14 protein-coding genes and 1 tRNA gene are annotated in these 13,723 nt (G+C 41.1%); 6 read left to right on the plus strand and 9 right to left on the minus strand.

Annotated elements, in window-relative coordinates; genetic code table 11:
* Positions 1-443 (plus strand): hypothetical protein (locus FWE37_06365; protein MCL2520607.1); only part of this gene is annotated, 443 nt, incomplete at its 5' end.
* A gap of 34 nt (positions 444-477) precedes the next feature.
* Here FWE37_06365 and FWE37_06370 read toward each other — a convergent pair.
* From FWE37_06370 to FWE37_06380, 3 genes are all read right to left on the minus strand, one after another.
* Positions 478-1,359: a hypothetical protein gene (locus FWE37_06370; protein MCL2520608.1), complete on the minus strand. Its 882-nt coding sequence runs from the start codon at positions 1,357-1,359 to the stop codon at positions 478-480.
* Positions 1,360-1,673: 314 nt separating this feature from the next.
* Positions 1,674-2,153: a hypothetical protein gene (locus FWE37_06375; protein ID MCL2520609.1), complete on the minus strand. Its 480-nt coding sequence runs from the start codon at positions 2,151-2,153 to the stop codon at positions 1,674-1,676.
* Between the two features lie 42 nt (positions 2,154-2,195).
* Entirely contained in the window at positions 2,196-2,438 is a 243-nt protein-coding gene (locus tag FWE37_06380) for a TIGR03905 family TSCPD domain-containing protein (GenBank protein MCL2520610.1), read from the minus strand.
* 290 nt (positions 2,439-2,728) lie between these two features.
* Here FWE37_06380 and FWE37_06385 point away from each other — a divergent pair, with 290 nt between their 5' ends.
* Complete coding sequence (locus FWE37_06385) at positions 2,729-3,622, plus strand: DNA/RNA non-specific endonuclease (GenBank protein MCL2520611.1); 894 nt, start codon at positions 2,729-2,731, stop codon at positions 3,620-3,622.
* A 1-nt stretch (position 3,623) separates the two neighbouring features.
* Here FWE37_06385 and FWE37_06390 read toward each other — a convergent pair whose 3' ends face one another.
* Both FWE37_06390 and FWE37_06395 read right to left on the minus strand, forming a co-directional pair.
* On the minus strand, positions 3,624-4,187 hold the full coding sequence (locus tag FWE37_06390; protein MCL2520612.1) for a hypothetical protein: 564 nt from the start codon (positions 4,185-4,187) through the stop codon (positions 3,624-3,626).
* Between the two features lie 40 nt (positions 4,188-4,227).
* The gene (locus FWE37_06395) at positions 4,228-4,812 is read right to left on the minus strand and encodes a hypothetical protein (protein ID MCL2520613.1); all 585 of its coding nucleotides are present in this window, start codon (positions 4,810-4,812) and stop codon (positions 4,228-4,230) included.
* A 147-nt stretch (positions 4,813-4,959) separates the two neighbouring features.
* On the opposite strand from FWE37_06395, the gene FWE37_06400 reads away from it, so the two are divergent.
* Together FWE37_06400 and FWE37_06405 are read left to right on the plus strand one after the other, a co-directional pair.
* Positions 4,960-5,033 (plus strand) — tRNA-Val (locus FWE37_06400).
* Between the two features lie 28 nt (positions 5,034-5,061).
* Positions 5,062-6,195 (plus strand): hypothetical protein, encoded by a 1,134-nt coding sequence (locus FWE37_06405; protein ID MCL2520614.1) that lies wholly within the window; start codon positions 5,062-5,064, stop codon positions 6,193-6,195.
* A 20-nt stretch (positions 6,196-6,215) separates the two neighbouring features.
* Here the strand turns inward: FWE37_06405 and FWE37_06410 are convergent, their stop codons facing one another.
* Entirely contained in the window at positions 6,216-7,562 is a 1,347-nt protein-coding gene (locus tag FWE37_06410) for a PEGA domain-containing protein (protein ID MCL2520615.1), read from the minus strand.
* 63 nt (positions 7,563-7,625) lie between these two features.
* Between FWE37_06410 and FWE37_06415 the strand changes: the two genes are divergently transcribed.
* The gene (locus FWE37_06415; GenBank protein MCL2520616.1) at positions 7,626-8,312 is read left to right on the plus strand and encodes a biotin--[acetyl-CoA-carboxylase] ligase; all 687 of its coding nucleotides are present in this window, start codon (positions 7,626-7,628) and stop codon (positions 8,310-8,312) included.
* Between the two features lie 65 nt (positions 8,313-8,377).
* Positions 8,378-9,751 (plus strand): UDP-N-acetylmuramoyl-L-alanine--D-glutamate ligase, encoded by a 1,374-nt coding sequence (gene murD / locus FWE37_06420; GenBank protein MCL2520617.1) that lies wholly within the window; start codon positions 8,378-8,380, stop codon positions 9,749-9,751.
* Positions 9,752-9,899: 148 nt separating this feature from the next.
* On the opposite strand, the gene FWE37_06425 is transcribed toward murD, so the two are convergent.
* From FWE37_06425 to FWE37_06435, 3 genes are all read right to left on the minus strand, one after another.
* Positions 9,900-10,460: a Uma2 family endonuclease gene (locus FWE37_06425; protein MCL2520618.1), complete on the minus strand. Its 561-nt coding sequence runs from the start codon at positions 10,458-10,460 to the stop codon at positions 9,900-9,902.
* Between the two features lie 142 nt (positions 10,461-10,602).
* Entirely contained in the window at positions 10,603-12,240 is a 1,638-nt protein-coding gene (gene groL / locus FWE37_06430; GenBank protein ID MCL2520619.1) for a chaperonin GroEL, read from the minus strand.
* A gap of 198 nt (positions 12,241-12,438) precedes the next feature.
* The gene (locus FWE37_06435; protein ID MCL2520620.1) at positions 12,439-13,524 is read right to left on the minus strand and encodes a hypothetical protein; all 1,086 of its coding nucleotides are present in this window, start codon (positions 13,522-13,524) and stop codon (positions 12,439-12,441) included.
* Positions 13,525-13,723 lie beyond the last annotated feature (199 nt).

Below are 13,723 nucleotides of genomic sequence, written 5' to 3' on the forward strand. Positions count from 1 at the left end.
GTATACGCTGTAATCCCTTTACTCCCGCTGAAGTAGTAGAAATGTACCGGTTAGTTACCACATTAACTTTTCGCCGTGATGGGCAAGATGTGCCGCTTATGAGAGGAAACACCCTTGTAGAGAGCACTCCACTTTTACTCGATGAGGTTTTTAAGTATTTTAGAGGGACATTTCTAAGAGCAAGAGAGAGTGAGCATAGGCTTACTAATCCAAATCGTTTGAGCCTTAGAGATGAAGATTTTAACGGTACAGATTGGCATTACACCATAATTAACGGTGTCGTAAGAGGAACTCCCCACTTTATTTTAGCCGATGGCAGAGGGCAGTTTTTATATAATTCCAGCGATAGGTTGGTTTACCCGGTAGATGCTAATAACAACCCTTTAGCTAATACTATTAGCTGGCGCGGTATTGAAATTAACAGAAGAAGAGTGATAAATTAAGCTATTCATAAGCCCATATTTTTAAGTATGGGCTTCATTGTTGTCCCATAAAGCTATCTAATCGAATATTAGAACGAAAGCCAATAATGTTTTGTTCCGTCAACATTATTCTTCCCCCCACTCCAATAGCCATTAAATAAGCATTGTTACTTACATCAAGACTTGTTACTCCTGTCTCCATTAAATTAATACAAATTAATTTAGTATTATTACTTATATCAATATAAATTAATCCGGGATTATTGCTCACATCAATATGAAGTAAATTAATATTTTCTCTTATATCAATATTAGCTATATTAGTCAAATTTATGTCAAGAGTGGTTAAATTAGTAAGGTTACTTACATCAACACTAGCTAATAGATAATTCCAACCCAGCACAATATGTGTTAAATTAGGATTATAACCAAAACGAACATTAGTAAGTCGGTTAGCAGATGCCCCAATTGAAACTAAATTACTATTATTACTTACATCAAGGCTGGTTAGTTCATTGCTAGTCAAATCAAGCGTTTCCAAACTAATAAGATTATTCAGGTTAATATAATTTAATCGATTACCATTTAAATCAAGATACTTTAAGTTTGTCAGCGTATCCATATTAATGGCAGTCAGTGAATATCGAATTAAGGTAAGTGTCGTTAGTCCTATTAAATATTCAATTCCTGCTGTATTACTAATACCATCAACTAAACGCCCGCTGCCAACAGCGTCAAGCCATTCAATCCTCGCCAACTCATCACTCAACGCCTGCCCTGTTAAGTTGACATTATTACCTAACCTTCTTGCCACCACCCTTCTCAAATTCTCATCTGGGAACAAACTGGCCAGTGTAGCGTTAGCCGGTACCGGCAAGCCTTGCCCTTGCGCATTTATGGCTATTAGTAATAAAAATAAAATTAATATTTTTTTCATAGTTTTAGTTTAACATAGCTTGGGGTTAAAGTAAAGCTAAAATTTAAAAGTTTGGCCTGTGGTACAGCTTGCTATCTGGCAAAACATAGATAAAGGCTTTCATAAAGTAAACATCACACGCATTCTATCGCGGCTGAAAAGTTGCCACAAAGTGATAGCCGGAGGTAGCTTGTGCGGCCCGGAAAGTACCCAATGAAGCTGTAAGGTAGTAGCCGCTGCCAATAGAGTAAGACAAGCAACCCTAAGTCAAGACAGCAGTTAATAAGATTAAAGTAATTACTAAGTTTTTAACCATTATTTAATTAAGCTCTCGTCTATTCATTTGTTGGCAGCATATAAATAGTCATAACCTCTACCACAGGATAGGGGTCTTCGCCGCCAACCCAGTTAAATACACCATGAATTTGTACCAAATTACCTAAGGTTAAGTCATCAAAGTTAAAATTACGGTTAAAAAGTAACCTTATTGCTCCCGTGTCGTCATTTAAAAAATAACGGCTATTGGTTACACCCAATAAGCTCCAAATGGTAGGACGTTGTGCAATGTACCCCATTAAAACTACCCGAGTGCCAACACTTCTCCTATTCATTCTACGCACTTGCTGCACACTAATATACTGGGCCGGTTCTTGGCTAATGCGGTTATCTGCCAACCGTGCCGGTCTGGTATCGTCTATTAAAAAGATGATAAGGAGAAACACTATAAGTATAGACGCTATCCAAAAATAATATTTTAACGCTGCTTTAGTCGTTTTAGCCGGCTTATCCACAATGGGTGTTTCTAAAAGTTTCATTTAATATTGCTTTTTTAATTATTATCTGCTACTTGTTAGTTATTAACTATTTAAAGCTTCTTTAATAGCCTTTGTCAGTTGGTCGCTGCAGCTGGTACCGCGTCCTTTGCAATCTAACCCTTCAAGTTTGCTTACAGCTTCTTCTATCGGCATACCTTCAATCAGACGGCTTATGGCTTTTAAATTGCCCATACAACCGCCAATAAATTGTACATTGTGCAGTTTGCCGTCTTCAATATCAAAGTTTATATGCTGGGCACAGGTGCCTGTTGTTTTGTAAGTCATTGTTAAATTAAATACCTCTTTGTGTAATTAAAACAATACACTAATAACTATAAAAAAGCAAGAGATTGTATGGCTATTGGCCAATAGTTAAAACCGTGTTAATAATCTACTTTTAAGTGTAATAACTACTTATTTGATAATAACAATGAGGTTTTTTGCACTTATAATGCTTTTTGTATTGAAAATTTACTTATAATGGAATACTCTCTTATCTATAAATTTTAGAGTGGAGGGTATGAATGTTGCCAAAAGTTTTAAAATATAGCATAATTGTTAGCGGTAATGACTATATGAAAAAAAAGAAAAGACGAACTAAAAAAAATTTAAAAAGGGCTGCCCGCCAACGAGCTGCCTTGTTGTTAATTGTCGCCTTAGTAGCGGCTGTGGTAGCCCTAGATTATTTTTTTAACGATGGCGAACTATTTAGACAGTTTAATGATTGGTTAGCCGATGATGTACCGGTTTTAGTTACCGATAGGCCGGCGGTTTTACGGCGCGATTTAGCGGCTTACTACCCCTTAAGCGAGCGAGAGTTACAATTAATAGAACACAGCGCTTTTAGTTTAGGCTTTAACGATGCGTGGCGTACGGCGGCGTGGGTGGTGCATAGATTAAACCACAGCGATTTTTTAAGCGGTGAGCGCCACACCCGGACCGACCGTTTTTTACCCGACCCTTTTTTGGCTAACAGCCCGGTAACCGCCGATTATTTGCGCAGCGGGTTTGACCGCGGTCATTTAGCCCCCGCCGCCGATTTTAGTTTTAATGCCGATTTTATGCGCGAAAGTTTTTATATGAGTAATATCGCTCCGCAATATCCTAACCTTAACCGTATTTTATGGAACGAGATAGAGCAATTTATCCGCCGGTCTATGCCGCAGCGGCCGCAAATGGTTATTTTTACCGGTCCTATCCACTACGGTGAACCCAGCCGGTTTATTGGTAACAGCCGGGTAGCGGTGCCCGATGCTTTTTACAAAATAGCTTATGACGAAGCCCGTAGCGAGGTACTGGTTTTTGTAGCTAACAACATCGCCGAAAGGCAGCCCGGTATTACCCAAAGTAACAGCTATATGGTTACTCTGGCCGATGTAGAACGTTTAAGTGAGCTTACCTTTTTGCAAAACAGCCCTAATCGCTCTAATTTGCTAACGATGTTAAGTTTTGCCGTGTGGGGCCATTAAACTACCAAAAAAGGTAATAATTTAGGGTGGTGTTAATAAGGCCATCATCATCGGTATAACTACTTAAAGTTATTAAGTAATTTTGATGGCGAAAAAATTGATATTCTAAAGTTAAAGCCTCTTCTATAGCGGTAACTACACGGTCCGGTTGTTCCGGGCCGGTAAACCATAGGCCCGTAGCGGCAGCTGCACCTTCGGTTAAGCTTAAGAGCTGCTGCTCCACTTCATCAGCATTAAGCGGGCGGTATAAATGAGTAAGTAACCCGCTTACATCGGCTAACGGCTGCGGCACAACAAAAGTGATAAAACTTACATTGCCCGCACTATCAAAGGTGTAGATAAGCCGGCCGTCCATATTTTGCCAGCTGCGCATATAAATGCTGTGGCTGGGCGGCATACTCATAGTCATAATACCATCAAGGCCCTCTACAGCGGCTAATTCGTTGTAAGGTAAACCAATAGTACCTTTAAACGGCAGGTAATTACTAACCTCGTTATCACTTTGGGCACAAGCGGCAGCAGAGGCTAAAAACATAACTAAAACGAATAATAAATAATTTTTCATAGGTAATATTCTCTTAAAAATAGGAATTAAAAACAACCGGCTAGGAGATGATATTAAGCATTAGCTCCCATAAATATTCATCGGCTAACATAAAGGCGATACCGTGTTTGGTTTGGCCATCTACAGTAACGCTGCCATTTAACGACATATAAAAATTATCGTATTCTAAAAAAGCTAAATTATTAACGTTAAGAGCATCTGTAAAGCTACGAGCAGCTATTAAAAGCCGTGCTCGTTGCACTTGATTAAAAATTTGAAATTGCCGCTCGGCCAAAAGTTCGTCTAATCTTAAGCTTAAACTTTGTTTGGTAACGGCTACAAAGTGGCGGTTACGACTAACCCGCTGCTGCAAACGCGGTAGCTGCTGTGGGTTATCGGGAACAAAGGTGGCAAAAACAAGGTTGCTGTTGTAGCGCATTAAAAAATAAAGGTTACCATTGGTGCTAAGCCAGCGGCTAGGAAAACTTAATAAAACAAAATTATTTTGCTCGTTAAGTAAATGAGGCTCGCCCATACGGGCAATAATATCGCTGGTGTTGTTACTAATGGCGGTATCAAAGGGCAGGCGGGCCAATAAAGGCGGACCGGCTAAGACGAGTAAAACTAAAATAAGGTATTTTATCATTTGCTTTTAACAATAACATAATTTTGGCAGATAGACAAGCAGAGTTTTACCGCAAATTTAAGCGGTGTTTTAATATTTTTTATAGTATAAATGATTTATCGGCCTTGACATAATTAATATAACAAGACATAATGATAAGAAGGTAAAGGATAATTAGCTCAGTTGGTTAGAGTATCGCCTTGACATGGCGAGGGTCGGCGGTTCGAGCCCGCCATTGTCCAGTAAATATTTATGAAATAAGGGTGAGTTATGAACGTTGAAGTACTAAATACCATTTTAAACGAACTTAAAGACGAATTAAACAAAACCGGTATAGTTAATTTATTAAACGATTTAGCCACCAATATGCAAACTTTGGCTGCGCCTAGTTCGCAAATTATGATAACTCATCTGCCCATTCCAAAACATAAGCAGAACGTAAGCCAGATAAAAATAACTTTAACGGCTAATTTAAGGCAGTCTAAGGTGAACGATTTTCCCTTTTTGTGGAAAGAAAGCTTAAAACATATTGGTTTTGAGGGCTTATTGGGTAACGAGTTGGCCGATAAAATTGAAGATATAATTACCAAATCGCAAACGGCGCCGGCAGTAGCCTACGAAGAACTTGTTGCTATAGCTAAAAGAGTAACCTCTTTAGTTACGGCCATTACTCAGCTTACTGCTATTAATAAAATATTACATATCGGTACCCAAAAGCTGCAAAGCGGCCAGAGCGAGCTGGAGGCTTTAGTGCCTAGGACTGCTATTAATGACAATATGGAAGAATTTTTAAGCGAAACTAAAAAGCTAAAAATGTTTGTCGATGTTTTTAACGAACTGGTTACCGGTACTCGGGGCGGGGTAAAATTAAAAACTATTGCCTCCAGCGATTATAGTTTAACGGTTGCTATTTCCCCTAAAGTAGGCTTATGTATGTTAAAGGCCGTTAGTTTAACTATTGTGGCTTACAAACATGTTTTAGATATAAGAAAGCATTATATGGGGTTAAAATATGGTTTAGGCGTGCCGCTTAATGAGGTAGAAAATTTAGAGAAATATGCCAATGAAAAGATGGAAGAAAGCCTTGTGCAAGGTATTACTCAGTTGGCCGAAGAGAATATTTCATCTGTTATAAAACCGGAGCGCAAGACCGAATTATTAGTGTTAATACATGGCGCTATCCGCGAGCTGGCTAATAGGATTGACCGCGGCTATTGTGTTGATGTACGCTTTAGTGATGGCCGGATTGATGACGATATGACTATTGAAGAAGAAAAAAAGGTAAGAGAGCAAATTAAAGAACTTTCTAAGCACTTAGAGTTTAAAAATGTCAGCGGCGGGCGGATACTTTCGTTACAAGAAGTTAATGCACCGGCTTCGTTTAATATTGGTAAAGTTAGCTAGGAAAAAAATATTTTTAACCCTTAATTAACCCCCGTTATTCGGTTCCCGGCCCTAATATAGCGGTTTAAATTAACTATTGTAAAGGTAAACGACACCCCAGCTAAACCGACACTGCCCCAGCCTAACCCCGAATAAAGACTAGCGCGTCTGAGCTGCGCTTCTCGCTCGTGCGGGTCAAAGCTGTTCATTGCCCGTTCGCCGGCAATTTCGGCCAGCGATAAAAATACTAACGACGAAGCTAAACTGGCCGTAAAGCTGGTTAAACTAATTAAAAAATAACGTTGGCTGCGGTCAAAAAATAATTGGGTATCCCCAGAAATAGGCAGTAAAGTAAAAATAAACTGCGCATCTTCACGCACCGTAAAGCTTTGGTTAATATAGCCGATACTTTGTATCACTACTTGCTCGCCGGTATTGGCCGTAAAGGTGAGCGGGCTGCGGCCAATCAAGAGACCGTTTAAAAAAATTTGTGCCTCTGCCGGGTTGGTTTCTATGCTAATGGTTACCTGCTGGCGCGGTTGTAATTCGCCCTCGATAGAGTGCTGCTGGCCGGTAGTTAAGTTAAGGTTAAAATGCCTATCATAAAAACCGGCGCGCCTAATTAAAAGATGATAGTTGCCGGCGGGCAAATAAAGTAAGCGGGTAACGGTTACCCATTCGTCATTTAAAAATAGTTCGGCCCCAGTTGTTAAATTATTTAAGATAACAGCGGCCGGCTCTTGCCCCATTAAGACGGCCATAGCGTTAGCGGTAATTTGTAAGGCGGCTTCTTCTAACTCTATTACCCTAACGGGGTTGCTAAATAAAGTGATAGTCTCTTGGGTTAAGCTGTTATAAACAAAGTATTCTATAAAACTTATTTGTGCCGTTACGGCCCGGCTGGTACCATAAAACCATAACTCAAAGTTTTCGCGGCCATTATCTTCCAACTCGGCAAAGTTAAGCTGCTGCGGAGGCGTTAAAACAATAGGTAAGCTGGCCGGCAACGGAACCTCGATGGGCCTAGTTAACTGGCGGTTATATTGCCGCTCAAGGGTGCGGCGATTGCGGATTAAATCGCGCTCGGTGGTGAGTAAACGATTGGGCACTAAACGCTCTTGCTCAATTTGTTCGGTAAGCCGTTCAATTTGGCTGGAAAGGTTTTGTAAAGATAACTCCCTAGCGCGGGCGATAAGCGCCTCTTGTTCGGCGGCCGTTAAATGATGATGGTTGGTATATCTAAAATGGTTAATAACTAGGCTGTGCAAGCGGTTAATGGTGTTCTGCTGGCCGTCTTCGTAAAGAAAAGCCACTCTAAAACTTTGCGGTTGTGCCGATAGATGAGCAGCAATAATTAAAAATATAATGACAAGATATTTAACTAGCAAAGATATAACCCGTTATATTGATGGAGGTTGCCTAAAGGTAATATCTTGAAGTATACTGTTTTTATGGATATTAAGCAAGTAATAAACCCTTTTGGCCCCATTTTTTATCAAGAAGAAACAACCAGTACGATGTTAATGGCTAAAGAACAGCCGCAGTTAGGGGGGCTTTATTTAACTAACTACCAAAACTTGCCGCAGGCGCGTGTAGCTGGCCGTACTTGGTTTGCCGGTAAAGGCTTAAATTTAACTTTTACTTTAGCGCTGGCTAATAATTTTAACGACCCGCCCTCTTTATTGTGCGGCCTTGCTGTAAGTAATTTACTTAATGACTTGGGGATTAGTAATACTATTAAATGGCCTAATGATATTTTAGTAAATGATAAAAAGATTTGTGGTATACTCTGCCGGTTAGAAGATAATTTATTGCATATTGGTATCGGACTAAATGTAAATGAAATGAACTTTCCGGCTGATATTAACGCTACGTCGTTAGCTTTAGAGACTGGCCGGAAACTTAACCGTGAAGATTTACTTAATCGCTTGCTTAACCGGTTGCAGCTTACTTTAACTAACCCTGATTGGCTAACAGCTATTAACCGGCGGTTATGGCGTAGAGGACAAAAGGTTAATTACCAAGTTAGCGGAGGGCAAATCAGCGGCTTAATTACCAATATAGCCGGCGACGGGGCGTTAGTGTTAAAGCTGGCCGATGGCAGCCTTTATAATTTGTATGCCGGTGAGGCGGAGTAGCTAATTAACTAAGTAGTTTAGTTGCTGCCTTTACATTTTAGTCTTAAATTGTTAAACTTGCCACTATGAATTATCGGAATAAAAACATAGTAGTAATGGGTTACGGCCTAAACCGGCATGGCAGCGGGGTGGCGGCCAGTTTGTATTTAGCGAAGCAAGGGGCCAAAGTTACCATAACCGATTTACGCACTGCCGAGCAGCTGGCCAAAACTTTGCCTTTGTTAGATAGCTATCCGGTGCAGTGGCAGCTGGGATACCACGTTGAAACTGCCTTTAAAGAAGCCGATTTGATTGTAAAAAATCCCGGCGTGCGGCGCGATTCATCGTATTTGCAGCACGGTAAACCTATTTTAACTGATATTTCCCTCTTTTTAGAGCAAAACCGTAATCCACTTGTCGCCGTAACCGGTAGCAAAGGTAAATCTTCGGTGGTATCGGCTTTACATTATGCTTTAAGTAAAGATGAACCTAGCTATTTAGGTGGCAATATAACGGTATCTCCTTTAAGTTTTTTAGTTAAGTTAAACGGTAGCGAGCCAGTGGTGTTGGAGCTTTCCAGCTGGCAACTGGGCGATTTATTATTAACTAATCAACCTAAAGTTAAAGCTAAGCTGGCTATTTTAACTAATTTAATGCCGGACCACCAAAATTATTATCACAACGATATGCAAGCTTATGCTGAAGATAAGGCGCAAATCTTTAGTGGGCAAAATAAAGATGACTATGCTATCTTAAATTACAATGATGAATGGACGCCTTTTTTTAAAGATAAAATCAGCGGCCGGCTAGCCTATGTTAGCTTAAGCAAGCCTAAAGATAATTTAGATAACATTCTTTATGCTGATGGTAATGAATGGGTGCTTAACCATAACGGCTATGAAGAAAGAGTAGCCAAGCCTAACCCCACTACTGCTATTTTGCCTATTAACTTAATGATTGCCGCTTTAGCTTTAGTGTTATATAAAGGTTACAGCTTAACAGAAGCGCTCACTAAGTTAAAGGATTTTGGCGGTGTGCCGCACCGATGCGAGTTTATTAAAGAAATTAAGGGCGTTAAATATTACAACGATAGCGCCGCTACCATACCGCAGGCTACCTTAGCCAGCGCCGGCAACTTTGAGGCCGCTAAGCTGCACTTAATTTTAGGCGGCAGTGATAAAGAGTTAGATTTTACCTCGTTAATGCCTTTATTAAAAGAGGTAAAAGGCCTTTACTTACTGGCCGGCAATGCTACCGATAAATTAATTTTATTACTCAATAAATCTGGGCTAAGTTATAACGTGTTTAATAATATGGCTGCTGCTGTAATGGCGGCTCGTGGTGCAGCTATTAGCGGCGATAGTGTGCTGCTTTCGCCGGCGGCGACTAGCTTTGGTATGTTTGCTAACGAGTTTGCTAGGGGCGAGGCTTTTGTGGAGGCGATGGAGGGGATTAACTAAGATAAGGAGGGAAAATGGGATATAAAAAAGGAATAGTGTTATTTATTTTAACATAGGTACAGAGTTCATCTAACTCGAGTACATCAACATTTTTTATTTTTTGTTCAGAGTTAGCAATAGACATTTTGGGGCAATTCATTCCTCTATTTTATAAATCGAGTAATTGCAAGCGGCTAAAATCGATGGTAAGGTCCTCAAAGGTTTGCACCTTGATAGCGGCTTCATTACGGTAAACGGTTTCTACGTAGTAACCTTCTTCGTTAAGCAGGTAGCAATAAATTTCATTAGGGTCTTTTACTATCCAATATTCTTTTACACCGGCACGTTCGTAAGCAAAACGTTTTTTAGTAAAGTCGTTACCAATCGTTCCGGGTGAGCCTACTTCAATAATAAAATCGGGCGCGCCTACGATTTGCTGCCGGGTAATTTTGGCCCGGTCGCATACCACTACAATATCGGGGCTGTAAATGGTAGCTTCGTCTGCAAAGAGCTGTACATCAATTTCATAAAAGGCTTTACAATGTTTTTTATGAAAATAGTTGCCAATTTGTACAACTAGCCCCCATGCAATATCTTGGTGCCTAATGCTTGGTTTAGTCGACATTAACAGCATACCTTCTTCCAGTTCGGCTCTGGGGCCGTCTTCGGGTAAGCGATAATATTCTTCTATGGTATAGTAACGTTCCTGAGGTGGTAGTTGTTCGCTCATAGTTATAGTATAGCTTACTTTAACGATTAAAGCAATAAACGTAGATATGCAAAACTCCCCATCGGGGAGTTTTGCAGGCAGTATGCCCATTTTTAACTATTAATTATTAGCTATTAACTGCAAAACCTTACGATTTTGCTAATTACATCATGCCGCCCATACCACCCATGCCACCGCCCATTGGAGGGGCCGGTTCATCTTTTGGTATATCGGTAATGGCGCACTCAGTGGTAAGCAGTAGGCCGGTAATGCTGGCGGCGTTTTGCAAGGCACTGCGGGTAACTTTGGCCGGGTCCATAATACCTTTTTTCACCATATCTACCCATTCGTTAGCACGGGCATCGTAACCAAAACCTTCTTTTTCCTTTTTGGTGCGGTCAGCAATAATGCTGCCGTCCACGCCGCCGTTTTCGGCAATTTGGCGCACCGGCTCTTCCATCGCCCGGCGGGCAATTTTAAAGCCAACTTTTTCTTCTTCGGTTAAGGCCGATAAATCGGCTTTTTCCAGCTTAGCGCTGATTTGGGCTAAGGTAACACCGCCGCCGGCTACCATACCTTCTTCGATGGCGGCGCGGGTAGCGCTTAAAGCGTCTTCTACACGGTGCTTTTTCTCTTTAAGTTCTACTTCGGTAGCGGCCCCTACGTTGATAACGGCCACACCGCCGCCAAGTTTAGCAAGGCGTTCTTGCAGCTTTTCTTTGTCGTAATCGCTGGTGGTTTCGGCAATTTGCGCCTTTAATTGGGCTAGTCGTTTTTTAATATCTTCGGCTTTACCGGCGCCGTCAACGATGGTGGTGTTTTCTTTATCTACTTTAATGCTCTTAGCGGTACCTAGTTGAGCCAGCTCGGTGTTTTCTAATTTAAGACCCAGCTCATCGCTGATTACTTCGCCGCCGGTTAAAATGGCAATGTCTTCTAACATAGCTTTGCGGCGGTCGCCGAAGCCGGGGGCTTTAACGGCTACCACTTGTAAAGCGCCGCGCAGGGCATTAACGATAAGAGTAGCTAAGGCTTCGCCGTCAATATCTTCGGCGATGATGAGGATTGGTTTACCGGCATGGGCTATCTTTTCGAGAATCGGTAATAGTTCGGCCATACTGCTAATTTTTTTGTCGTAAATTAAAATGTAAGGGCTTTCCAGTACGGCAGTCATATTTTCGCGGTTGTTGGCAAAGTAGGGGCTAATGTAGCCGCGGTCAAATTGCATACCTTCCACAATATCGGTGGTGGTTTCAAAGGTTTTGCTTTCTTCTACGGTAATAACGCCGTCTTTACCTACTTTTTCCATAGCGCCGGCAATTTCTTCGCCGATTATGCCATCGTTGTTAGCACTAATGGTGGCAATTTGTTTAATTTCTTCTTTGCTTTGGGTAGGGATAGCGGCTTTTTTAATTTCTTCTACCGCTAAACTTACAGCTTTATCGATACCAACTTTAAGGCTCATCGGGTTAATGCCGGCGGCCACGCTCTTTAAACCTTCGCGCACAATGCTGTAGGCCAATACGGTGGCGGTGGTAGTGCCGTCGCCGGCCACATCGTTGGTTTTGCTGGCTACCTCTTTAATTAATTGGGCGCCCATATTTTCGTAGGGATCTTCCAGCTCTATTTCTTTAGCTACCGTTACACCGTCTTTAGTTACTAAAGGTGCGCCATATTTTTTATCAATCAGTACATTGCGTCCCTTTGGGCCAAGTGTTACCTTTACAGCTTTGCTTAGCTGCTCAACACCATTTAGCAGGCCACGCCGGGCCTCTTCATCAAAACGTAATTGTTTTGCCATTTTTCTTCCTTCCTTATTTAAGAGTATTTTATTAGTTAGTTAGTAGCTATAATATACAAATATTACCTTAAAAAATCAAGTAACAAGCGGCTTTTAAGTGGTATTTAATTAGCAATAAATGTTATTAACAATAAAACACATATGTTTACGGCCTTTATGGGTAAGATAGGTAATTTATGTAAGTGCCTTGTTATTTAGTTATTTACTGCGTAAGCGGAGAATAAACAATAAAATAACGGCGAAAAAAAGCAGGCTAAAAAGTATTAATAAAATATACCCGATAAGCGATGGCCGCTGTCTTTCTAAAGGGTGAATTAAATGGGTATCCTCACTTAAGCCACTAATACTTTGCCTTAACCGGTCGCCTTCGCGGATAAAAAGACGGTCTAAAGCCGGGTTATGGCTTACATCAAGCTGCACTAAGTTATTACCCGATACACTAAGCTCGTGTAAATGGCTGTTATTACTTAGGTTAAGATTAGTTAAATGGTTATCGCCTACAGTAAGTAGAGCTAAGTTGCTAAGGTTAGTTACATTTAAGGCGGTTAAGTTGTTGCGGGCTAAAGAAAGACGGGTTAAATGACTGTTGCGGCTTACATCAAGCTGGGCTAAGCGGTTATTGCTTAAACTAAGCTCGCTTAAATTTACCAGCGGGCTTACATCAAGAGAAATTAAGTGGTTTACATGTAAATTAAGATGAACTAAATGAACGTTATGGCTTACATCTAGGCCGCAAAGCCGGTTATAAACGGCCCAAAGGTGCGTTAAGGCGGTATTGTTAGTTATATCTAAATTAGTTAAATCATTCCCAGAAACATCAAGCCTCGTTAAATTAATATTTTTACTTACATCAACGCTGCCCAGCCCGTTCCACGCGGCCGCCAGCTCGGTTAAGCCCGTAAGGGCAGTTACATCGAGTACCGTTAAATTGTTATAACTTACGTTAAGGCCGGTTAAATTGGTAAGGGCAGTTACATCAAGCCGGGTTAAATTGTTATGTGCTAAGTTAAGGCTGGTCAATCCGGTAAGGTACTGAATACCGCCGGTATTTTTAATACGCGGCAACCGCCTACGGCGGTGGGCATCCAGCTCGCCGTCAATCTCGGCTAAGGCCGTTATTAAAGCCTCGCCGGTATCATCGGCACGGCTGCCTAGTCTTGAGGCTACTACAGCGCGTAAAGTTGCATCGGGGAACAAATGGTTAAGGGTAACCTCGCGAGGGTTGGCGGCATTTTGCCCGCAGCTAATTATTAACATAAAAAATAAAGCTAAAACCTTTGGCATAGTTCCCTCTGGGGTTTAACTTAGCATAAAAGCGGGGGGAAGTAAAGAGGAAAGTATTAAAGGCGGAGGGATACCTTTTGCTTGCTAAAAGCTTTAAAGTAAGCTATACTATAACTATGAGCGAAGTTTTACAACGGCAATATTACACCATAGAAGATTACGACAACTTGCCCGATGACGGCCAAAGATACGAGCTTGA

The sequence above is a fragment of the Spirochaetaceae bacterium genome, assembly GCA_009784515.1.
In the GTDB taxonomy this organism is placed as follows: domain Bacteria; phylum Spirochaetota; class Spirochaetia; order WRBN01; family WRBN01; genus WRBN01.